The sequence below is a fragment of the Chitinimonas naiadis genome (genome assembly GCF_054780835.1).
In genome coordinates, this window is the sequence record NZ_BAAGVO010000004.1 from 1,137,976 (window position 1) to 1,159,268 (window position 21,293).

Annotated in this window: 21 protein-coding genes; 12 read left to right on the forward strand and 9 right to left on the reverse strand. The window is 62.7% G+C overall.

Annotated features, from left to right (window positions below; all coding sequences use genetic code 11):
• The first annotated feature begins 11 nt into the window (after window positions 1-11).
• Both ACYVHK_RS11470 and ACYVHK_RS11475 read left to right on the forward strand, forming a co-directional pair.
• Window positions 12-488 (forward strand): hypothetical protein, encoded by a 477-nt coding sequence (locus ACYVHK_RS11470; RefSeq protein ID WP_460531586.1) that lies wholly within the window; start codon window positions 12-14, stop codon window positions 486-488.
• A gap of 298 nt (window positions 489-786) precedes the next feature.
• On the forward strand, window positions 787-2,457 hold the full coding sequence (locus tag ACYVHK_RS11475; protein WP_460531589.1) for a methyl-accepting chemotaxis protein: 1,671 nt from the start codon (window positions 787-789) through the stop codon (window positions 2,455-2,457).
• A 157-nt stretch (window positions 2,458-2,614) separates the two neighbouring features.
• Here the strand turns inward: ACYVHK_RS11475 and ACYVHK_RS11480 are convergent, their stop codons facing one another.
• Complete coding sequence (locus tag ACYVHK_RS11480; RefSeq protein WP_460531592.1) at window positions 2,615-3,664, reverse strand: alpha/beta fold hydrolase; 1,050 nt, start codon at window positions 3,662-3,664, stop codon at window positions 2,615-2,617.
• Window positions 3,665-4,070: 406 nt separating this feature from the next.
• Here ACYVHK_RS11480 and ACYVHK_RS11485 point away from each other — a divergent pair, with 406 nt between their 5' ends.
• Window positions 4,071-4,487, forward strand: coding sequence for an organic hydroperoxide resistance protein (locus ACYVHK_RS11485; protein WP_460531595.1), 417 nt, complete (start codon window positions 4,071-4,073; stop codon window positions 4,485-4,487).
• A gap of 12 nt (window positions 4,488-4,499) precedes the next feature.
• Window positions 4,500-4,814: a CzcE family metal-binding protein gene (locus tag ACYVHK_RS11490; RefSeq protein ID WP_460531599.1), complete on the forward strand. Its 315-nt coding sequence runs from the start codon at window positions 4,500-4,502 to the stop codon at window positions 4,812-4,814.
• Between the two features lie 143 nt (window positions 4,815-4,957).
• Here the strand turns inward: ACYVHK_RS11490 and ACYVHK_RS11495 are convergent, their stop codons facing one another.
• From ACYVHK_RS11495 to ACYVHK_RS11515, 5 genes are all read right to left on the reverse strand, one after another.
• Entirely contained in the window at window positions 4,958-5,620 is a 663-nt protein-coding gene (locus tag ACYVHK_RS11495) for a hypothetical protein (RefSeq protein ID WP_460531602.1), read from the reverse strand.
• An 85-nt stretch (window positions 5,621-5,705) separates the two neighbouring features.
• The gene (locus ACYVHK_RS11500) at window positions 5,706-6,164 is read right to left on the reverse strand and encodes a hypothetical protein (protein ID WP_460531605.1); all 459 of its coding nucleotides are present in this window, start codon (window positions 6,162-6,164) and stop codon (window positions 5,706-5,708) included.
• A gap of 197 nt (window positions 6,165-6,361) precedes the next feature.
• Window positions 6,362-10,045, reverse strand: a complete 3,684-nt coding sequence (locus tag ACYVHK_RS11505) for a patatin-like phospholipase domain-containing protein (RefSeq protein ID WP_460531608.1) — start codon at window positions 10,043-10,045, stop codon at window positions 6,362-6,364.
• Window positions 10,046-10,123: 78 nt separating this feature from the next.
• Window positions 10,124-10,534: a cupin domain-containing protein gene (locus tag ACYVHK_RS11510; protein WP_460531611.1), complete on the reverse strand. Its 411-nt coding sequence runs from the start codon at window positions 10,532-10,534 to the stop codon at window positions 10,124-10,126.
• A gap of 90 nt (window positions 10,535-10,624) precedes the next feature.
• The gene (locus tag ACYVHK_RS11515; RefSeq protein ID WP_460531614.1) at window positions 10,625-11,527 is read right to left on the reverse strand and encodes a LysR family transcriptional regulator; all 903 of its coding nucleotides are present in this window, start codon (window positions 11,525-11,527) and stop codon (window positions 10,625-10,627) included.
• Between the two features lie 102 nt (window positions 11,528-11,629).
• Here ACYVHK_RS11515 and ACYVHK_RS11520 point away from each other — a divergent pair, with 102 nt between their 5' ends.
• The 5 genes from ACYVHK_RS11520 to ACYVHK_RS11540 all read left to right on the forward strand — a co-directional run bounded on the left by ACYVHK_RS11520 (window position 11,630) and on the right by ACYVHK_RS11540 (window position 15,096).
• A complete protein-coding gene (locus tag ACYVHK_RS11520; RefSeq protein ID WP_460531617.1) occupies window positions 11,630-12,331 on the forward strand; it encodes a type 1 glutamine amidotransferase domain-containing protein in 702 nt (233 codons plus the stop codon).
• Between the two features lie 126 nt (window positions 12,332-12,457).
• Window positions 12,458-13,297 (forward strand): type 1 glutamine amidotransferase domain-containing protein, encoded by an 840-nt coding sequence (locus tag ACYVHK_RS11525; RefSeq protein WP_460531620.1) that lies wholly within the window; start codon window positions 12,458-12,460, stop codon window positions 13,295-13,297.
• Window positions 13,298-13,415: 118 nt separating this feature from the next.
• Window positions 13,416-14,105, forward strand: coding sequence for a TonB family protein (locus ACYVHK_RS11530; protein WP_460531623.1), 690 nt, complete (start codon window positions 13,416-13,418; stop codon window positions 14,103-14,105).
• Window positions 14,106-14,272: 167 nt separating this feature from the next.
• On the forward strand, window positions 14,273-14,611 hold the full coding sequence (locus ACYVHK_RS11535; RefSeq protein ID WP_460531628.1) for an ArsR/SmtB family transcription factor: 339 nt from the start codon (window positions 14,273-14,275) through the stop codon (window positions 14,609-14,611).
• On the forward strand, window positions 14,608-15,096 hold the full coding sequence (locus ACYVHK_RS11540; protein ID WP_460531630.1) for an SRPBCC family protein: 489 nt from the start codon (window positions 14,608-14,610) through the stop codon (window positions 15,094-15,096). The genes ACYVHK_RS11535 and ACYVHK_RS11540 overlap by 4 nt, the downstream gene beginning before the upstream one ends.
• A gap of 188 nt (window positions 15,097-15,284) precedes the next feature.
• On the opposite strand, the gene ACYVHK_RS11545 is transcribed toward ACYVHK_RS11540, so the two are convergent.
• Window positions 15,285-16,400 (reverse strand): S-(hydroxymethyl)glutathione dehydrogenase/class III alcohol dehydrogenase, encoded by a 1,116-nt coding sequence (locus ACYVHK_RS11545; RefSeq protein ID WP_460531633.1) that lies wholly within the window; start codon window positions 16,398-16,400, stop codon window positions 15,285-15,287.
• 136 nt (window positions 16,401-16,536) lie between these two features.
• Here ACYVHK_RS11545 and ACYVHK_RS11550 point away from each other — a divergent pair, with 136 nt between their 5' ends.
• Window positions 16,537-17,433 (forward strand): LysR family transcriptional regulator, encoded by an 897-nt coding sequence (locus ACYVHK_RS11550; RefSeq protein WP_460531636.1) that lies wholly within the window; start codon window positions 16,537-16,539, stop codon window positions 17,431-17,433.
• On the opposite strand, the gene ACYVHK_RS11555 is transcribed toward ACYVHK_RS11550, so the two are convergent.
• Complete coding sequence (locus tag ACYVHK_RS11555; protein ID WP_460531639.1) at window positions 17,430-18,371, reverse strand: LysR family transcriptional regulator; 942 nt, start codon at window positions 18,369-18,371, stop codon at window positions 17,430-17,432. The genes ACYVHK_RS11550 and ACYVHK_RS11555 overlap by 4 nt on opposite strands.
• 141 nt (window positions 18,372-18,512) lie before the next feature.
• Here ACYVHK_RS11555 and ACYVHK_RS11560 point away from each other — a divergent pair, with 141 nt between their 5' ends.
• The gene (locus ACYVHK_RS11560) at window positions 18,513-19,979 is read left to right on the forward strand and encodes an MFS transporter (protein ID WP_460531642.1); all 1,467 of its coding nucleotides are present in this window, start codon (window positions 18,513-18,515) and stop codon (window positions 19,977-19,979) included.
• 78 nt (window positions 19,980-20,057) lie between these two features.
• Entirely contained in the window at window positions 20,058-20,549 is a 492-nt protein-coding gene (locus tag ACYVHK_RS11565; protein ID WP_460531646.1) for a hypothetical protein, read from the forward strand.
• A gap of 200 nt (window positions 20,550-20,749) precedes the next feature.
• On the opposite strand, the gene ACYVHK_RS11570 is transcribed toward ACYVHK_RS11565, so the two are convergent.
• A complete protein-coding gene (locus tag ACYVHK_RS11570; protein ID WP_460531649.1) occupies window positions 20,750-21,226 on the reverse strand; it encodes a hypothetical protein in 477 nt (158 codons plus the stop codon).
• Window positions 21,227-21,293: the final 67 nt, after the last annotated feature.

The window sequence follows — 21,293 nt, forward strand, 5'->3', positions numbered from 1 at the left end:
GGAACTCCAACGTGAAATCCGCAACATCACTTGTCACCGGCCTGATCGGTGGGTTCCTGACCGCCGTCATCCTGCTGGCTTATCTACATGCCAGAGCGCCCTACCCGGCTGATGGCAACGAAGTACAAGCTGCCACCGTTGCGGCGGCGCAGGCATCGCTCGACTACACCTGGCCCAAGTCGGCTACCCGCGTCAATCTGTTGATCGACGGCAAGGCTGTCAGCCCGCAGATCCTGGCGCAAATCAAGAATGAAATCCCCCAGGCCAACCTCTACAGCAACCCGGACGAGGCCTGCTCGCCCAGGAATGCCCACAACGCCACCGCCTGCGCCGATACAGACTTCCTCGATGCCCACTTCCTGAGCATGCCCTTCCTGCACATCAGCCAGATACAGGTGCGTACCCGCAACTGTACCCAGGTACTGATGCTGTTCAAGTACCGCGAGAGCTGGCACCCGTTGTCGAACAAGCAGGTCTGCAAGAAATGAGCAGATCAGCGACTAACGTAACCCTGGGTACTTGGGTGCCTTGTAACCGGAACATGAGGTGTCCACAGATCTGCCAAGCCAGGTGGAAACCAAACAGGATGCTATAAGAACCTGTTATGTAAGAAAATTTTCTTGTACTTGCGCTTTTTCAGCCAATCAGGGTCACCCGTAGTTTACCTAGGCATCACCAGGGAGCACTCCCAGCTTTCCATTTGCAGGGAAACGAGGAGAATGACAGCAGGTGAACCAAACACCCCACCGGCTGACGAGTGGCTGTGTACCGGTCCCGCACTACGCAGTGCTCGTTGAAAAGCATCTTCAAAGTCGGCATAGCTGCGTTCATAACAAAGGATTTCGTATGAAGCTCTCATCGCGACTCGCCGTTATTGTTTCTAGCGCAACACTGGGGCTGATCATCATCGCCGCCTTCGGGCTCTACATGCTTCGCGCCACCATGATGGAAGAACGGACCGATCAGATCCGTACCATCGTGATGCTCGCCGTCAAGCAGATTGACTTCTACAAGACGATGGCCCAGGAAGGAAAAATCAGCACTGAACAAGCCCAGGCACTGGCGATCCAGTCGCTCAAGGGGATGCACAATGGTGACGATTACATCTTCGTACGGCGCGAAGACAACTTCACCTTGGTTCATCCCGATCCACGCAAACTTGGCAAGATTGATCTTGGCTCCAAGTTGCCCAACGGCAAAATGACGGTGGAGGTCTACAAGGAAGCACTGGCCAACACCGACTTCGCGGTTGTGGAAGTCGCCGCAAAGCGGCTAGACAGCAAGGTTGATTCGCCCAAGCTCAACGGTATTGCAAAAATTCGCGACTGGAACTGGACCATCGGCTTTGGCGCATTCATCGATGACATCAACAGCACCTTCTGGTCTCTCGCCCTGCAATTTCTGGTGATCGGTATCTTGGTCCTTGCGATCGTTATCGGCCTGGCTGTTTACATGGCCCGCTCTATCTATCGACTTCTGGGTGGCGAGCCCAACTATGCGGCCGAAGCAGCGCTGCGTATTGCCAAGGGTGACCTGACCCACACCATTGACGTGAAGGGGGACGCCAACAGCCTGGTCGGCGCCGTATCCAGCATGCAGTGCAGCCTGCGAGAGATGATTCTGCATATCCAGAATGGCGCCAACGGGGTCGGGAGCGCCTCGGCAACCCTGAGTGGGCAGATGAAGGAGATCAATCTCTCGGCGCGACAATCTTCGGACGCTACGACCGCTACCGCCGCAGCCATCGAGCAGATGTCTGTCAGTGTCGATCAGATTTCAGACAGTGCCCGCGAGACCGAACGGAACTCGGAACGCTCTAACGAATTGGCAGTGGCCGGTGAAAAAATGGTAACGCAGGCGGCTGATGAAATCGAACGGATTCAGGTGCAGGTACATAGTGCATCCGCCTTGATCGGCGGCTTGGTGGAACGGTCGCGCGAGATCAACGGTATTACCAGCGTGATCAAGGAAATCGCCGATCAGACCAATCTACTGGCGCTCAACGCGGCGATCGAGGCAGCACGTGCCGGGGAGCAAGGGCGGGGGTTTGCCGTCGTCGCGGATGAAGTGCGCAAACTGGCCGAACGTACGGGCCAGGCCACCTCGCAGATCACCTCCATGATCAATGCCATACAAGCCGATACCGGCTCAGTGGTCGACAGCATGGAGGCGATTACCCCCCAGGTGTCACTCGGTGTTGAAAAAGCAACCGCAGCGGCCAATGCGCTACGGGAGATCGGTACCGGGGCCGCCGACACCCTGGACAAGATTCGCGATGTAGCCAGTGCGACATCGGAACAGAGCACCGCCACGAACAGTGTGGCCAACAACGTGGAGCGCATTGCGCATATGGTTGAGAATTCTGCTACCGCCGTCCACGCTGCCAATCGGGAAGTGGCGCAGCTGGAGAGCCTTGCAAGCAACCTGCGCTCCTCGGTAGCGCGCTTCACCGTCTAGTCACACTTACCCCTGGCACGCAACGCAGTGCCAGGGGTGTGATGCCACAGGCTAAAGCCTGAAAGCCCTCAAAGACGGCGATTCCAGGAGAGACCTCTGCTGGGACTGCAACCTGCAGCGTACGGGGATAACGGGGATAGCCTTCACCCCACAGAGATCAAAACCGATCCACGTCGATCACCGCCTGAGCGAAGGCCTGCGGTGCCTCCTGCGGCAGGTTGTGGCCGACGCCACCGCTGATCTGCCGATGCTCGTACTTGCCGGTAAAGCGCTTGGCATAGGTGCTGGGGTCCGGGTGGGGCGCACCATTCGCGTCGCTCTCCAGGGTGATCGTCGGCACGGCAATGCTGGGGAAGGTCGCCAGCTTGTTTTCCAGCGGCTGGTACTTGGCCTCACCCTCAGCCAGACCCAGGCGCCAGCGATAGTTATGGATCGAGATGCTCACATGGTCCGGGTTGTCGAAGGCCGTCGCGGAGCGCTGGAAGGTGGCATCGTCGAAGTGCCATTGCGGCGAGGCCAGCTCCCAGATCTGGCGTGCAAAATCATGGGTGTACTTCTGGTAGCCCGCCTGGCCACGTTCGGTGGCAAAGTAGAACTGGTACCACCATTGCAGCTCCGCCTTGGGCGGTAGCGGCTTGCGGTTCAGCTCCTGGCTGCCGATCAGGTAGCCACTGACCGATACCAGGGCCTTGGTCCGCTCGGGCCAGAGCGCCGCGATGATGTCGGCCGTACGTGCACCCCAGTCATAACCGGCGATCACCGCCTTGTCGATCTTGAGCGCATCCATGAAGGCGATGATGTCCGATGCCAGCGCGGCCTGCTGGCCGTTGCGCGGCGTCGCTGCGGACAGGAAGCGCGTGGTTCCGTAGCCGCGCAGGTAGGGCACGTACACATGGTAGCCGGCGCGGGTCAGGCGCGGGACCACATCCTCATAGCTATGGATATCGTAGGGCCAGCCGTGCAGCAGGATCACGGGCGGGCCGTCCTTCGGGCCATCTTCGACATAACCCACATTGAGTTCACCCGCGTCGATCTGCTTGATCGATGCAAACGCGCTGCTTGCACCGCTGACCGTCTTTACTGCAGCGCCGGTGGGTATCGGGCTGCGCTGGGTGCCGGCGTGGGCGCTCACGCTCACCTGCAAAGCGGCCAGGCTCAACAGGGCGGAGCCGAGGAAATGACGCGGGGTACGGTTCATGGTCTTCATGGTTGCTACCTCATCCTTCTGGGTCGGTTGATCGTCGTGTCTTGGGTTGACGGTATTGCCTGAGTGCCGGGTCCTGCTGGAAGGCGTCCTGACACCTGTTTACGGCCCCTCATCCATCGCCCCGTCTGCTGGGGACGGAGCGTTTATACCCAAGGCCGGAACGACGTTTGTATCGCCATGTATCTGCCCCCGGCCGGGATACACAACATTGCACCGACGGCCTTTCGGGACACATCCCGGATACGTTCCAGGCCTTAAATGCAGCCATTCCAGAACCGGACTGACTGCATGCCTCCCCGCCCGATATCTCCCGGCCCGGGCTGACCACCTGCAGGACAGGCCACACCTGGCAACAGGCAGGCAAGCCGCTGCTTCACCCGACCCAACCGTAATGAAAGGAAGACAAATGACTCAACTGGACAAGGTTCTCTATACCGGCAAGACCCGCACCGAAGGCGGGCGCGATGGCAAGGCCATCAGCAACGATAGCCGCCTGGACATCAAGCTCTCGCCACCCGGCAGTGCCGGTACCGGCACCAACCCCGAGCAACTGTTTGCAGCCGGCTGGTCAGCCTGCTTTATCGGCGCCATGGGGCTGGCCGCAGGCAAGATGCAGATCAAGCTGCCGGGCGATACCGCGGTCGAGGCCGAAGTCGACCTCGGCACCAAGGGCAACGACTATCACCTTCAGGCCCGGCTCAACGTCAGCCTGCCCGGCCTGCCGCAGGAAGTCGCCCAGGCGCTCGTCGAGGCGGCACACCAGACCTGCCCTTACTCCAAGGCCACACGCGGCAATATCAACGTCACCATCACGCTGATCTGAAAGGAGCAAACCATGTCCCCACGCTGGCTCATCGGCCTCGTTGTAACCGGTCTGGCAACTGCCGCCGTGGCCGCACCTCACCCTGCCACCTATGCAGACCCGGCACACAGCCCCGACCTGACCGTCGAGATCAACCCGCAAACACGCTGGATCAATGTGACCAACGACCAGACCATCACCATCCGGCAAGGCGGATCGGTCTTCTCCTGGCATGTGGATGTACTGCATGGCGAAGGCGTCGTGGCGCTGGGTGCCATTGCACCGGCGGGGTTCGATGCGGGCGAGGTACGCATCTATGTCGCCCCCAACCCGGCTCGCCAGGGCTGACCCGGGCACGCAGGGCCAAGGTGGGTGGGCAAGATCACCTGCCTAGAAACGACAACGGCGCAATCCCTCATGGGGACTGCGCCGTTGTCGTGTGAAGCAGCGGTCGGGCCGGTTCGTGAGCGAGCTGCCGGGCGGCCTATCGATCAACGCGGTACGCGGATATCGAAGTGCACCCCGTCCACACCGCCGAGCCTGGAAATCAACGCACCTGAAGAGGCCGCCGCAGAGAACTGGATATCAGAAAGCGTCGGGTACTTGTCCCTCAGCACAGCCAGATCGCGCTCCATCTCCCCGCGCAAGCTCAGCTCTGCGCCGGTCACTGTCAGCCCCAGGCGTGCGGTCTGCAGAAAGTCAAAATTGCCGAGATACACCGCCTTGCCCGGCTCCACCTTGAAGCGGACGCTGAATTTGTTTCTTGGTGTCACCGTTGCCGGTCCACTGCTGACACGCCAGTCAAAGACTTCATAGTCGCCAGGCATCAGTTCGGCGACGATCAGCTTTCCCTTGGCAGCCGAACCAAAATCGCTCTTCTCCGGGATGGGAATCAGCATCATGCCTTGGCCGGCCTCCAGCAGCGCCGGCCGGCCTCCACTCGCATTCATGTTCCGGTAGAACACGCCATATCCAGAGTAAGCCCCCTGATAGGTCACGGAAGCCACGATGATGCCCTTGCTGCCATTGGGATCGAGTGTGTAGGAGGACGATACATTACGGGTTGCGCAGCCACTCAGCAGGACTGCCGAGAGCAGCAGGGTTTTGATCAGTCGTTTCATCGTATTTTTTATCAAATTGGAAATCGGCTTCACGCCCGCATCATGCGGTAGATCGGGGACCTGACGCAGGCAAGAAGGCCGGGAAAATAGCATGCAAAGTCCGAAAAGCTATCAAGCCTTATTGGTTCGCTAATACTCCCGCTTGACGATCCTGCGCCCAGAGCCAGAACAAGGGTGGCAGCAGGGCGAGCAAGGCGATCGTATCGACCCATACATGGGGCCAGCAATGGGCCCTCAGCGAGAACAGCATGTCTTGCGGCGCCCACAGCACGATCCCGGCGATCAGCCAGCCCCACAGCGTGGCACTGCGATGCTTGTCGGCAAAAGCCACCATGGGCCACATCCAGAGCCCCACCACCTGGACCGTCGGCCCGAACAGGCCTATCCACCATACTTGCTGCGCCCTGGCAGCGGCGGGCGCGGCATCGCCCCAGAATGCCGCTTCGATGCCACGATGGTAACCATCGAGCACCGGCAGGTTGCCTATCCAGGGCAAGAGCACCCCCACCAGCAGATGCCCGATCGCGGCGGCATACAGCCACCTGACCAGCCAGATTCTTGTCACTGCAGTACGCATGGCCTTGCCCTTCCCCGTTGGGTGATCCGGCTGGGCCCAGGCAGGCGAGGCCGCGCCAAGGGCAGGTTCGAATCACTATTTCTTTAATTTCTGTCTTTACAGAAATTAAAGACCAATAACGACGCAGGGTCAAGTGCGCAGGATTGATCCGGGCCGCTGGTCCCTGCCGCCAACGCACAGCGGCAGGCGCCATCCGGCTAGGGCTTGCCGCTATCGGGCAGGGCCGGGAATGGTGCGGCAAACACCCCGTTGGCCAGGTTGTAGCGCGAGCCGCCCCAGCCGTTGAAGGGCAGCAACGTCCTGCCATTACCGGGCAGCACCACCTGGGTACAGGCGGACTGGAGCGCATTGGGGTTGGGGCCGCGTGCGTCCTCACAGGCCGGCCGGGTTGGGTGGCAATGCACGCCGAACGACGCCACACCCGGCCGCTGGGCGATCTTCTCCTGATAGCAGTAACCGCCATAGTCGGCCCAGCGATCAAACCCCTGCTGGACGATGGCAGGCGGCAACCAGACCTCGACCGTCTTCTTCGAGCCGGTAAAGCGGCTATCGAGCGGCTTGATCTCCCACGTGCCGGCAGCCGATGTAAGCCGGTTGGCCGCGTCCCCCGCCAGAGGCGGCAGTGGTGGCGTAGCCAGTCTCACCAGTGTCTCGGCACAGGATTTTGAATCGGCCAGGTGGTAGATGACGGTAGGTTGGCTATAGGGGGTCGGCGTATCGCGTCCCTGTCGTCGAGCCGTGTCGGCGACATCCTCGATCGAAGGGACATCCGCCCCCGCAGCACGCCAGCGCGCGCGCAGGCTGGCGACGTTTTCCTTGCCCTGCGGGCCATAGACCTGCACGAATACTGTCACGCCACTGCAGGCGCCGCGCAAAGGGGCTGCCGGGCGCGCCACAGCGGCAGGCGGAGCCGGAACCGTCCTCTCCGAGGTAACGGGCGCCGGCAAGACAACGCTCCCGCTGCCCCGGCTGATCACCGTGCCGACGATGCTACCGCCACCGCTACCCACGGTACTCGGCAACGCGGGCGGCGGTGGAGGCGCAACCTGCGCGGCAGCCAGCTGTGGCGGCACGACCGCCTCCTCGCCCAGGCCGTCGGCTGCTTCGCAATAGCTATGTGCCCTGGCCTTGCGCCGGGGCGAGCCACCGGGCTCGTCGCGCGCCCAGTAGCCGAAGTTCTGACTGACCGGTGAGACCACCGGCTCGGTCGGGCACTCAAAGGTAGAAAGCAGCGTACGGCAGACCGCCAGCTTGCCGCTCAAGGGCTGGCAAAGCCCGTAGGTGGTGCGCAGCATGTCCAGCGCCTCCTTGTTGCGCTGAAAGGCCGTGTCCTGATGGTTGGTCCGCACGGTCTGCCAGACCGTCATCAGTTGCGCCGCCATGCGGCCGATGGACTCGGTGGATTTGTCATCGGACGGCGCGAGCGGCAGGGTCGCATAGGTGTTGTACAAGGGGCGCAGCAACTGCGGGTCGATCTGGTTATTGGCACCATCTTCGCCACTGGCATTCTGGAACGCAGCCCACAGACCGGACGCCGCCGAGAACATCACCCCCAGCCCCAGCCCTGCCGTCGCGGCGGACTTGGCACCGATACGGCTGGGCCGGCGCAACTGCCCTACCGGCTTGCTCCCCTCGCCTGGCGAATCGCTCTTGGGCGCACTGCCCAACTGGGTTGCGGCATGGTCGTCGAGTTTCGACTCCTTGATCACCCTGTCCGGCATGGCAAGCAGGTTGGCCTCGTCCAGCACTGTCCCCAGGTGTCGCCCGAGCGAGAAATAGCTCTCCCATTGCGCCTCGTCGAAGAACTGGTCGGCCGTCGTCTCATGTGGGAAACGCGGATGATCGCGGCTGTAGTTGTACAGGTCCTCCGGCAGGCCGGTCGTAAGATTGGGCTTGACCAGCACCAGCACGCCGGGCTCCGGGTCATCCGGATAGTCCACCCGTGCCAGGGCAATGCAGGCGGGGCTGTTGGAGGAGGCAAGGTCGTCGAGCGAGCCGAACAGCTCCGCGCCGCTGACATTGGGCCGGACAAACCGGATGTCGATATTCAGGTCGATCCGGGCGCGGCGGATCAGGTTTTCCAGATCACCAAAGCGGAATTCCGGGTCCGCGCCACAATCAGCCAGCACGATCAGCTTGCAGCGCGCGACCAGCAGCGGGTAGGCGGCGGTGTTCTCGCAATGGCCGCCATCGCTGAGGTACTGGATGCGGCTGTTGCTGCCGGCAAACTGCGCCAGCAACTCAGACAAAAGATAGCTGTACTTGGGCAGCCAGCGGCCGTACCAGGGCAAGGGCTCGCCATCGCGCCCGGCATTCCACCAGTAGCCCAATCGCACGCCCAGGGTAGTCAGCATGGCGGCAAGCCCCGGCCGCGTCGCGCAGCCCAGCCCCGGGGCCGCTGCCGCGCCCGATACCGCCATCCAGGTTCCCAGCGTGGCGGCAGCCTCCCCCCGTAGAGGCCGCCAATCGTGCCCCTCCACCCGGTAGTGTCCGGGGCCGACGATGGACATCAGCTCGCCTTGCCGATCCAGGTTATGCAGGCCGTGATGCTGGAAAGTCTGGTTGATGCACACGTTGATGATATGCACCGGCCCGCCGTGGGCGTGCGGGTCGTACTGGCCTAGCGGTACGTCGTCCGCCGCATGGGTATGGGTGACCTTGGAGTTGCCGGTACGGGCAGGATTGGCCGCCCCCAGGTAGGCGTGCGAGAGCCGGGCCCGATAGAAGTGGTGCAGGGAGGAGCGGTTGAGAAACTCCAGGCTGCGGCCAGAGAGCAGCAGCCAGCTCAGGGCGCCCCCTGCCATCAGCAACAAGGCGAGCGTGGCCCGCAGGAAATCCACCTGCTCCAGATCGGCATTCCAGACATAACGCGTGGCCACCGCGTGCACCACCGCCGTCCAGAAGGTGACGATCATCAGGATGCCGAACTTGCCGGCCAGGTCCATCACCAGCGGCAGCCGCTGGCGCAGGAAATCACTGATCGAGGTACCGCCCTGCTGCACCAGCGGCAGCAGCGTGCGCAGGACAGCCAGGATGACGGTGAAGCCCGCTCCCAGCAGCACCAGTTGGCTGGGCTTGTTGGCAATCCGCCAGGCCACCCAGTCGATCGCGCCCAGCATCAATACTGCCACGCAGACATTGAGCGCCACCGCCAGTTGTTCGGTCACATTCTGGCGGCGCTCATCCGCCTGCTCCGGGCGATGGATGCCGGCCGGCATATACCAGTACCACAGCGCCGCCCCCACGGCCCAGGTCATGGGGAGGGGCAACAGCAGCCACAAGGTGGGCCAAGGCGAGACGAGCTTCCAGATATCCAGCGGCGTGGTAGGACCCGAGTGCATCAGCGGGTCCTTGATCCACTGGTCGAGCGTCCACCAGGCCATCAGGTCTACCCCGCCCAGCACACAGCCCAGCAACATGCCCAGCACGCCCAGCTCCATGTGCACGCCGGCGAGATTACGCAGGAAGGTGACGATGGCGAACAGCCAGTCCTGGCTGCCACGGGGAATCAGATACCGGCTGTTGGCGCGCAGCCACCGGCGGTGATGGCTGGCCTCGGCCTCGATGCCGAGCTTGTCCTGCAGATCCTTGGCTGATGAGGTCGCCAGCGCCATGCGGCCGAGCATGGCCCCGATATAACCACCACCCGATACCGTCGACATCAGGTCAAAGCGCCATAACACCTTGGCCTTGGCGAGTGCCGTGATCAGCCCATAACAGAAAGTCGCACTGCGTATCCCGCCACCAGAGAGCGCCAGCCCCCAGCGGGCCGGCTGGCACCCCGGCATCCCGTTGGCGTCGAGGTGCGCACGCCGCACCCCGATCAGTTCCTCCAGCGCCGGCGTTTCTACCGCCTCGGCGCGTTTATCGGTCTGTTCCATCCCATATCGACAAGGCTGATCAAATTACCGGCATAGCCCATGCGCCGGGCAGCGGCAGGGCTGACCGCCCAACGGTGCCTATTGCACAGCCGGCACCAGCGTTGCCAGCGAGGCGCCGTGGGTCACGAACCAGACCCCTGCCAGCTTGACCGGCTCCTCACCGATCACCCTGGCGCTATGCGGCATATTGGCAGGGATATGGAAGGCCTGGCCGGCGGTGAGCGTGACGGGTGGCTTGTCGCCGATGCGCAGCTCCACGGTGCCGGATATCACATAGCTGGCTTCGTCCCCCGGGTGGGTATGCATGGCGGCCACGCCGCCGACAGGGATGGTCACCTCGGCCTGCACCACATCCACCCCTGCCTGGGCAGAGGGCTCGCTGAGCAGCATCTTGCGTTGCAGTTGTGGCCGCGTATCGGCCTGTACGGCCAGCGCCCCCACGAGCATGGCGCAGCCGAATGCCGCCAAAGCCTGTCCTGTCGATGCCATGACGATGCCCTCCCCAAGATGGATATACGTGGCGACTCCCTGCCGCCAGACTCATCTCAGCGTAGCAGGCAAGACGGAATTCGCACGGGATCAGCCTGCACTACCAACCAGCACGTCGATCAAGGCCCGTGACGCCGCCGACAGCCGCCGGTGCGGGGCGTAGATCAACGAGAACGGCCGGGTACGGCCGCGCAGCTCGGGCAGCACCTCCACCAACCTGCCGCGCGCCAACCGGTCGCGCACGATGAAGTCATAGGTCTGGCAGATGCCCAGGCCTTGCTCGGCCAGCGACACCACGCCCAATACATCGTCCGATACCTCAATGGCGGGCGTGGCCGACCAATCGATATCTTCGCCCCCCTGACGGAACCACCAGGGGCCGATGCGACCGGTGCTGGGCATCACGAACGGCAGGCAAGCGTGGCGGGCGAGATCAGCCAGGCTGCGCGGCGTGCCGGCTTGCGCCAGATAGGCGGGAGCGGCCACGAGGCACAGCGGCGCGTCTTCGAGCTTGCGGGCGATCAGGCCGCTATCGGGCAACTGCCCCAGGCGGATGGCCATATCGAAGCCCTCTGCCACCAGATCGACATTGCGATTGGTGATATTGAGCTCCACACGTACCTGCGGATACTGCTGTTTGAAGCGCTGCAACAGCGGTGGCAGCCGGTAGTGGCCATAGGTGGTGGGCACGCTGAGCCGCACATGGCCGCTCAGTTCGCCGTCCTGGCCCTGGATAGCGCGCTCTACGTCGTCGATCAACGAGAACGCCATGCGCGCCTGTTCCAGATAGAGGCTGCCAGCATCGGTCAGGCCCTGGCTGCGGGTGGTCCGCCGCAGCAACTGGCTGCCCAGCCGGGCCTCCAGCCGCGCAATGGCCCGGCTGATGACCGACGGCGTGGTCGAGAGCGCCACAGCCGCCGCCGTGAGCGAGCCCTGCTCCACCACGACCACAAAGGCTTCCACGTCACCCAGATGATCAAATCGGCGCGTCATTCATGCCTCAAAAGGAAAAATCATTTAGCAGATTGATAATTTATCTCCTCCAGTGAAGTCAATACAGTGTCGTCACTCGATTGATTACCTCAGGAGGCCAGCATGACCCAAGCCCATACCCTCAAGCCCGTGTTGTTCGTATTGACCAGCCATGGCGTCAAAGGTGATTCCGGCAAGCCGACCGGCTACTACCTTGGCGAAGTCACCCACCCGCTGGCCGAGCTGGAAGACGCCGGCATCGCGGTCGAGTTCGCCTCCATCCAGGGTGGTGAGCCACCGGTCGACGGGCTGGACGAGAGTGACCCGATCAACGCACGCTACTGGCACAACCCGGCCTTTCGTCACGCGGTCAGCCACACCCTGAAGCTCGACAAGGTCGATACCCATCGCTATTCGGCCATCTTCTTTGCCGGCGGCCACGGTGCGATGTGGGACTTCCCCGACAGCCCGGCCGTACAACGCACCGCGCGGGACATCTACGAGGCCGGCGGGGTAGTGGGCGCCGTCTGCCACGGCCCGGCTGCGCTGGTGAACGTCACCCTCAGCAACGGCCAGTATCTGGTCGCCGGCAAGCGCGTCAGCGCCTTTACCGATGACGAGGAACGCGCCGTCGCCCTGGATGGCACCGTCCCCTTCCTGTTGGCCAGCCAGCTCAGCGCACACGGTGCCCTGCACCAGCCAGCCGCCAACTGGACCAGCCAGGTCGTGGTCGATGAACGCCTGGTCACCGGCCAGAACCCGCAGTCGGCTGCCGGGGTAGGCGCCGCGCTGCGTGACCTGCTGCTGGGCAAGACCGGCCACTAAACCCCGCGCCGTCCTACCCGGCGGCAGCAACACCCCATTCATCCACGCCCTGCCTGCAAAGGCAGGCAGGGCGCGGCTACGCCTGCGCTTCGGGCAGGCCAACCCCTCACCAACCGGAGTTCCCTCATGACACTGCGCCACACCCTGATCGCCACCGCCACCCTGACCCTGTTCACCACCGCCGCCCACGCCGGCAATGTGCTGGTTGTCCTGTCAGATTCGGACCATCTCGACCTGAAGGACGGCAAGGTCTTCGCCACCGGCTTCTACCTGAACGAGCTGATGCAGCCGGTCAAGCTGCTGCTGGATGCCGGCCACCAGGTGACCTTCGCTACCCCCAAGGGCCAGGCACCGGCACTGGACCAGAGTTCGGTCGACCCCATGTACTTCAATGGCGACGCCACCGCCCTGGCCACGCACCGTGCCTTGCTCGATCAACTGGCGATCACCGCCAAGGACCGCTCGCCGGTGATCAGCCTCGCCCGGGTCGAACAGATCGGCTATGGCCGTTACGACGCCGTCTACATCCCCGGCGGCCACGCCCCCATGCAGGACCTGCTGACCAGCCCTGCGCTGGGCCGCCTGCTGAACAACTTCCACCAGCAGGGCAAGACCACCGCCTTGGTCTGCCATGGCCCCATCGCGCTGATCGCTACCCTGGCCGATGCCACCACCTTTACCGCCAAGCTCGAGCAAGGTGCCAAGCCAGCACAGAGCGGCTGGACCTACGCCGGCTACCGCATGACGGTAATCAGCAATCAGGAAGAAGAACAGGCCAAGGGCCTGCTCAAGGGCGGCACGATGAAGTTCTACCCGCAGACCGCGCTGGAAGCTGCCGGCGGCAAATACAGCAGCAACACCCAACCCTGGACCGCCAACGTGGTGATAGACCGCGAGCTGATCACCGGCCAGAACCCGGCGTCGGCCCTGCAGGTGGGGCAGGCCTTGTTGGCGCGGTTGAAGTAAGCCGTCCCGCGGCAAGGGAGGAAGGTTGGCTCCGGCGCCTGCCTTCCTTCATTTGGAGGATTCACAGTCCAGCGATGAGCTGCGAGACTAGCCGCCCATTTCCCTATCAGTCACGACCATGCCTCATGTCTTCACACTGCTCCTGCTCGTAACGACATTGGCCTTGCCAGTCATGGCGGGGGAGCTGATAGGAGATGCCGGGATCATTGGCCGGCCGCAGCTCATTACCGCACCGGAGTACCCGGCCGAAGCCTTGACCAACAAGGTAACGGGCAAACTTCTGGTTGAAATGCAGATTGACGAGCAGGGCTTTAGTACCGGTTACAGCATCCTGAAGTCGGACCCTCCAGGGCAATTTGATGCCGCCTTCGAGGCAGTCGCCAAGTGGTGGGTCTATTACCCTCTGATCAAGGACTGCAAACCGGTTGCCGGTAAAGTGGTCAACAGTATCTCTTTTGACCTGCCAGCAGGAAAGCCCTCGGTCGTTGTAGAAGTACAGTCTGAGTGGAATCTCAATAACCCAGCACCGTCTCGCACCCTAAATTCGATTTACCAGGAACTGCCCGAAGGGAAGTATCCCGAAACGGCACTTTATGATGGGAAGGAAGGCTTTGTATTGGCACGCTTTGAGCGCAATGAAACAACCGATCTGCTCTCTCCTCAAATCGTGTTCTCAAGGCCAGCCAAGGTATTCGACAGTGCCGTCCGCATGGCCTTGAAACGAGCCAAGCTCAAACCATTACCACCAGACTCACAAGAGGACAAGGTAGTGTGTCAGCTGTTCACTTTCACCATCAAGCGCTCCTGATCACGCCTAAAAGCACAGCAGGTGGTGGCACAAAACCATAGCGCTACCGCCGTCAGGAACCGCTACCGGACTACCCGCGCTTGTCAGTTTTTCTTTCAATACTTAGTTTTTTTCCTAAGTATTTGCTATGCTGGTCTGGCAGCCACAAAACCAAGCAGCCCAGCACCATGTCCAACCTCGCAGAACCGATCGACCTGGTATTCAAGGCCCTGTCCGATGGCACACGTCGGCAGGTACTGGAACGCCTGAGCCGCGGTGCCGCCTCGGTCAGCGAGCTGCACGCGCCTTTCGACATGGCCCTGCCCTCCTTTGTCCAGCATCTGAAGATCCTGGAGGAAAGCGGCCTGGTGCAATCGAGCAAGAGCGGGCGCGTGCGCACCTTCGAGCTGGCGCCGGATAACTTCCGGCAGGCGGAGGATTGGCTCGCTACGCAACGGCACCTGTGGGAGCGCCGGCTGGACAGGCTGGACCAATACCTGTTGAAACTGAAGGAGACGAAAAAATGAGCAACAGCACCCTCTGGACCCCCAACCCCAAGCTGGATCTGGTACTGGAACGCGAGATCGACGTCCCGCACGAACTGGTCTGGGCCGCCTGGACCGAACCCGAGCACCTCAAGCAATGGTTCTGCCCGCGCCCCTGGGGCGTGTCGGAATGCGAAATCGACCTGCGCCCGGGCGGCATCTTCCGTACCGACATGCGCTCTCCCGAAGGGCAGATCTTCCCGAATATCGGCTGCTTCCTGGAAATCGTGCCCCAGCGCAAGCTGGTCTGGACCGACGCCCTGCTACCGGGCTACCGCCCTGCCCCCAACCCGTTCATGTCCGCCATGCTGCTGCTCGATCCCTTGAGCCCGGAGCGCACCCGCTACACCGCCGTCGCCATCCACAAAGACGAAGAAACCCGCCAGAAGCATATCGAGATGGGGTTCGAACACGGCTGGTCAGCCGCGCTCGACCAGTTGATCGAACACATCAAGACCAATATGTAAGGGCTACCGACGCAGCAACCCGGTTGGCGTAGCAGGAATACGGCGCAATGCCCTGCGGGCATTGCGCCGTATTGGCACTGTGATCGGTCCACCATCTTTACCCATGAGCAAAAAAAACGGCCACCCTGCTGCAACAGCGGGTGGCCATTTTGTTGATCCTGATCCAGCCCCCAAGCGGAGCCGCTTGATCAGAAGTGGATCACGGTGCGGATGCTCTTGCCTTCGTGCATCAGGTCGAACGCCGTGTTGATCTCTTCCAGCCGCATGGTGTGGGTGATGAAGGTATCGAGCGGAATTTCGCCGCTCTGGGCCTTCTTCACATAGCCCGGCAATTCGGTCCGGCCCTTCACGCCGCCAAAGGCGGAACCACGCCACACGCGGCCGGTAACCAGCTGGAACGGACGGGTGCTGATCTCCTGACCTGCACCGGCCACGCCGATGATGGTCGATTCACCCCAACCCTTGTGGCAGCTCTCCAGCGCGGCGCGCATCAACTGCACATTGCCAACGCACTCGAAGGAGTAATCCACGCCGCCTTCGGTCATCTCGACGATGACTTCCTGGATCGGCTTGGTGTGGTCTTTGGGGTTCACAAAGTCTGTCGCGCCCAGTTGCTTGGCAATCTCGAACTTGGCCGGATTGATGTCGACGGCGATGATGCGCGAGGCCTTGGCCATGGTGGCGCCGATGATGGCGGCGAGGCCGATGCCGCCCAGGCCGAAGATGGCGACCGTACTACCGGCCTGCACCTTGGCAGTATTGAGCACCGCGCCAATGCCGGTGGTGACGCCACAGCCCAAGAGGCAGACCTTCTCCAGCGGCGCATCCTTGGGGATCTTCGCCAGCGAGATTTCCGGCAGGACGGTGTATTCGGAGAACGTAGAGCAGCCCATGTAATGGTAGATCGGCTTGCCCTGGTAGGAGAAGCGGGTCGTACCGTCCGGCATCAGGCCTTTGCCCTGGGTGGCGCGCACGGCCTGGCACAGGTTGGTCTTGCCGGATTTGCAGAAACGGCACTCACGGCATTCGGCGGTGTACAGCGGGATCACATGATCGCCGACTTCCAGCGAGGTCACGCCCTCGCCGACAGCCTCGACAATGCCGCCGCCCTCATGCCCCAGGATGCTGGGGAAGATGCCTTCCGGATCATCACCCGACAGGGTGAAGGCATCGGTATGGCACACGCCCGAGGCCACGATACGGACCAGGACTTCACCGGCCTTCGGCGGTGCGACGTCGACTTCGACGATCTGCAGGGGTTCATTGGCGGCGAAGGCAACGGCGGCGCGGGACTTGATGGTCATGGGGAGCGTTCCACAAAGGAGGATGACAAGAGCGGCAGTATATTGAGGCCAATTAAGTCGATAAACCGTCTTTTGGCAAATCATTATTGCCAATGAGCAATAATAGCGGCTTGATTATGCGAGCAGGACAAACACCATGCGCGGCTGGGAAGGCATCGACGAATTTGTGGCCGTGGCCGAATGCGGCAATTTCTCGCTCGCGGCCGAACGGCTGCGGGTATCGGCATCCTATGTGAGCCGGCAGGTGGCCCAGCTTGAGGCCAGGCTGGAAGCACGGCTGTTCTACCGCACGACCCGCCGCGTCTCGCTGACCGAGGCTGGCCAGACCCTGCTGAACCGCTGCCAGCGGCTGGTCGAGGAACGCGACGAAGCCTTCCAGAGCCTGGGCAATCTGCAGAGCGCCCCGAGCGGCCTGCTGCGCATGACCGCCGCCGTGGCCTACGGCGAGCGATTCATCGTGCCCATGGTCAATGATTTCATGGCCGATCATCCCCAACTGCGGGTCGAGATCGAACTGACCAACCGCACCATCGATATCGTCCACGAAGGCTTCGACCTGGCCATCCGCCTTGGCCGGCTGACAGATTCCAGCCTGGTCGCGAGCCGGCTGGCGCCGCGTGTCATGTACCTGTGCGCCGCCCCGACCTATCTGGCGCGGCACGGCGCCCCGCGCAAGCTATCGGACCTTGCCCAGCACAACTGCCTGATCGGGACCAGCGATACCTGGCTGTTCCGGCAGGGGGATGGCGAGACAATGTTCAAAGCCAACGGCAACTGGCGCTGCAATAGTGGCCAGGCGGTGCTGGACGCTGCCCTGCGCGGCTTTGGCATCTGCCAGCTACCGGATTACTACGTGCTCGATCCCCTGCGCCGTGGCGAGCTGGTGGCCCTGCTGCCGGAGCAGCAGCCACCCAATGCCGGCGTCTGGGCGGTCTACCCACAACGCCGCTACGCCCTGCCCAAGGTCAGGTTGTTGATCGATGCGATGAAGCGTGGCCTGGCAGCGCGGCCCGAATATGCCACCCCGCCCTAGTCCGCTCCCTCATCGGCGAGCGGCAACGCCCCGGACGATGCATCCAGCCCCGCGAGGCACACCTCGCGCACGCAGGCACGCAGCCAGCGGTGTACGGGATCGGCATGCAAGCGCGGGTGCCAGAGCAGGGAGACGGTGATCTCCGGTATAGCCACCGGTAGCGGAAAACTGCACAGGCCGGCGCGCAGGTTGCCGGTATGCCGCTCCGGCACGCTGGCGATCAGGTCCGATCCCCGGGCCAGCGCCAGCGCGGTAGAGAACCCGCCGACGACAGTCGCAATCTCCCGCTCCAGGCCGAAGGTTTGCAGGGCATCGTCGATCTGCCCCTTGTCCTGCCCGATCCGCGATACGCCAATATGCCGGCCGGCGGCATAGCGGGCCATCGTGACCTTTCCCTTGCTCAAGGGGTGACCCAGGCGCACCACGCCGACGAGCCGGTCACGGAACAAGGCCTGCACCCGCAGCTCCGGCCCGGTCTGGTCCCCCACCACGCCGGTTTCCAGATCAACCGTCCCGTCCCGTAGCAAGGTGCTGTCCCGGTTCTGCTTCTGCATGAAGCGCAGCCGCACACCGGGGGCATCGGCACCGATGCGTGCCATCAGCGCCGGGCCGAAGTTCTCCACAAAGCCATCGCGGGTCCGCAACGTGAAGGTACGTACCAGTTGCTGCAGATTGGGCGCTTCTGCCGGCCGCAAGACGGTAGTCGCCTCCTGCACCAGCAGGCTGACCCGTTCACGCAGTTCCATCGCCCTGGGCGTGGGCACCAGCCCTCGCCCGGCACGGACCAGCAGCGGATCACCCGTCGTCTCACGTAGCCGCGCCAGCGCCCGGCTCATGGCAGACGGGCTGAGCCGCAGCCGCTGCGCCGCCCGCGCAACGCTGCCTTCCGCCAGCAGCACATCCAGCGTAATCAAGAGGTTGAGGTCAGGTAGGGTCATAGGCAGACGATAGCGCAGAATCATCCATACATGGCGTCATATGCATGAATAAAGTGCAAATGCTGCGTCTTCCGCCTTATCAAGCAGAAGCCTAAGCTCTGTGCCAGATCGCGCCGTTGCGCGAGACGCAAAGGATTCATCTTGAAGCACGCCAACACCGCCCACCCGGCCAGCAGCACCGTCAACGTCCCGGATCGCACACCCGCGCCCGCCGTACGCGGCGCGCTCGCTAGTCTGTCCCTCGCCATGCTGCTGTCCTCGCTCGGCACCAGCATCGCCAACGTCGGCCTGCCCACACTGGCGCAGACCTTTGGTGCATCGTTCCAGCAAGTGCAGTGGATCGTCCTCGCCTACCTGCTGGCCATCACCACCCTGATCGTCAGCGTTGGCTGGCTGGGCGACCTGATCGGCCGCCGGCGCCTGCTGCTGGCCGGCATCGCACTGTTCACCGTGGCATCAGTCCTGTGCGGCATGGCACCGTCGCTCGGCTGGCTGATCGCCGCCCGGGGCGCGCAAGGCCTGGGGGCGGCCAGCATGATGGCGCTATCCATGGCCATGGTGGGCGAGACGGTACCCAAGGAGAAAAGCGGTAGCGCCATGGGCCTGCTCGGCACCACCTCCGCCATCGGCACCGCGCTGGGGCCATCGCTCGGCGGCCTGCTGATCGCCGGCCTGGGCTGGCGCGCCATCTTCCTCGTCAACCTGCCGCTGGGTCTCCTGGCCCTGCTGCTCGCCTACCGCTTCCTGCCGCAGGACCGCACCGGCAAGCCAAGCCGCAGTACCGCATTCGACTACCCCGGCATGATCCTGCTGGCCCTCACGCTTGCCGCCTACGCCCTCGCCATGACCTTGGGGCGAGGCCATATGGGGCCGCTGAACCTGGCACTGCTGCTGGCCGCCATGCTGGGCACCGGCGCCTTTTTGCTGGCCGAATCCAGGTCTGCCACCCCGCTGATCCGCCTGGACCTGTTCCGTGACCCTACCCTGAGCGCCGGCCTCGCCATGAGCGCCCTGGTCTCCACGGTGATGATGGCAACCCTGGTGGTCGGGCCGTTCTATCTGGCGCGTGCGCTAGGTCTCGATACCACCCTGGTCGGCATCGCCCTATCCATCGGCCCGGCCGCCGCCGCACTGACCGGCGTACCCGCCGGCCGACTGGTAGACCGCTTCGGCGCGCCGCACCTCACGCTCCTCGGCCTAGTCGGCGTGGTTGCCGGTTGTCTGCTGCTGGCCTTGCTGCCCACCCGCGTCGGCATGGCCGGCTATATCGCCCCCATCGTCCTGACCACCATGGGCTACGCCCTGTTCCAGACCGCCAACAACACCAGCGTGATGGCCGGCATCCTCCCTAATCTGCGCGGCATGATCTCCGGCATGCTCAGCCTCTCGCGCAACCTCGGGCTGATCACTGGTGCATCGCTCATGGGCGCGGTGTTCGCCTTTGCGTCCGAAGCGGCCGATATCACCACGGCAGGCCCGGCTGCCGTAGCCCATGGCATGCGCATCACGTTTGCGGTGGCGGCAGGGTTGATCGTTCTGGCAGTCTTGATTGGTTTGGAGGGTCGCAAGATTGAAGCCCAGCCAGCGGAATCGACCAGCAGGACATAATCCAATCACCTATATGAACAGGCCATCGGGCATCCTGATATTGCGGCCATGACAACGCCGACATAGGATCGTGCCCCTATGTTGACCGTTCAAATGATCGAGATCCTCTGGACCAAAGCCACCCGTGGCGCGCCCCAGGCCAATGAGCGTGTCGCTTTAGTCCGCGCATTCCCGTTTGATTCGTCACCTGCCAAGTACCTTACGCAGCGCTATCGATTAGCGGAATGGGAAGATTTTCAGCCGCAGTTGATCAGCACGGAGACTAAGCAATTCATACCCCATTCTGAGCAAGAACTTCGCATCGCTGCCGCACCCGATGGGGCATTCAGCCTAGGCATCGCAGGGACGCCCAACTCAGGACAACCCAAGCGCTACCCGAAGCCGAAAGCCTTGTGCCTGATGCAGGGCGAGTTTGCCCGCCTGGTGGTCAATGCCCGGCATACAACCTACTCGGGCCAGTACTATTCAGAGACGATTTTCAACGTCACATGCGGCGATCAACGCCAGCCCGATCGTTTTCTGTGCAGCCAACCGGACCATTTTCTGGATCTCAGGGAACACCTCTTTTGATGCAACGAAATGCCAGTACTGGCGGCTGACGCCGGAGAGCCCTGCCAAATCGCCCAGTCGCCATGCGGTGCGAACGTGCCTCGCCAAGAATTGGCGAATCAAAGACCAGGCCGACCAGAAGTTGGGGCACCATGATCAGGGCTGGCAGAGCATAGGCAACAGGGCTTGGGGGAAACAGACCCTTTCCCGACGACTACGATTCAAGCATTGCTGGACAGGAAATACTCGTACGAATCCCTGAACTCAGGCACCACCAGCAGCTCATCCAGTATTTCCCGCACGCTCGGGTTCTGTTCCGCCCGGCGGATCAAGGGGCCGATCGCATAGTAGAGGGCCTCATCCTGGATATCCGGCAGTTGCCGCTTGAGTGCGTCGAGGGTATTAGCGCGGTCGATACCATCCGCTGCAAGGCGACAGAGAATTTCGATCGCATTCCCCTGGGTCCAGTCGTACACACCAAATGCAACCCGCCTCAGTACCGGTAGCGCAGGCTCACCAACGAAGTAAAAGACCTCGAAGATGGCAAACTGGCGAGCCGACACCCATTGCCCCAGGCCTGGAAACTGATGGGCCAGCTCCGGCGGCGGCGAGTGCTCCGAATGAAACAAGCCCGCCAGAATCTCGACGTAGTCCGAACCGAGATCCACCGCCACGGCGCGAGCACGGTGCTCGAACAACGGCCGATCGCCCACCGCGCTAGCTACCCAGCAGATTTTGGTTTTGCACTTTCTGACCGCGTACTCG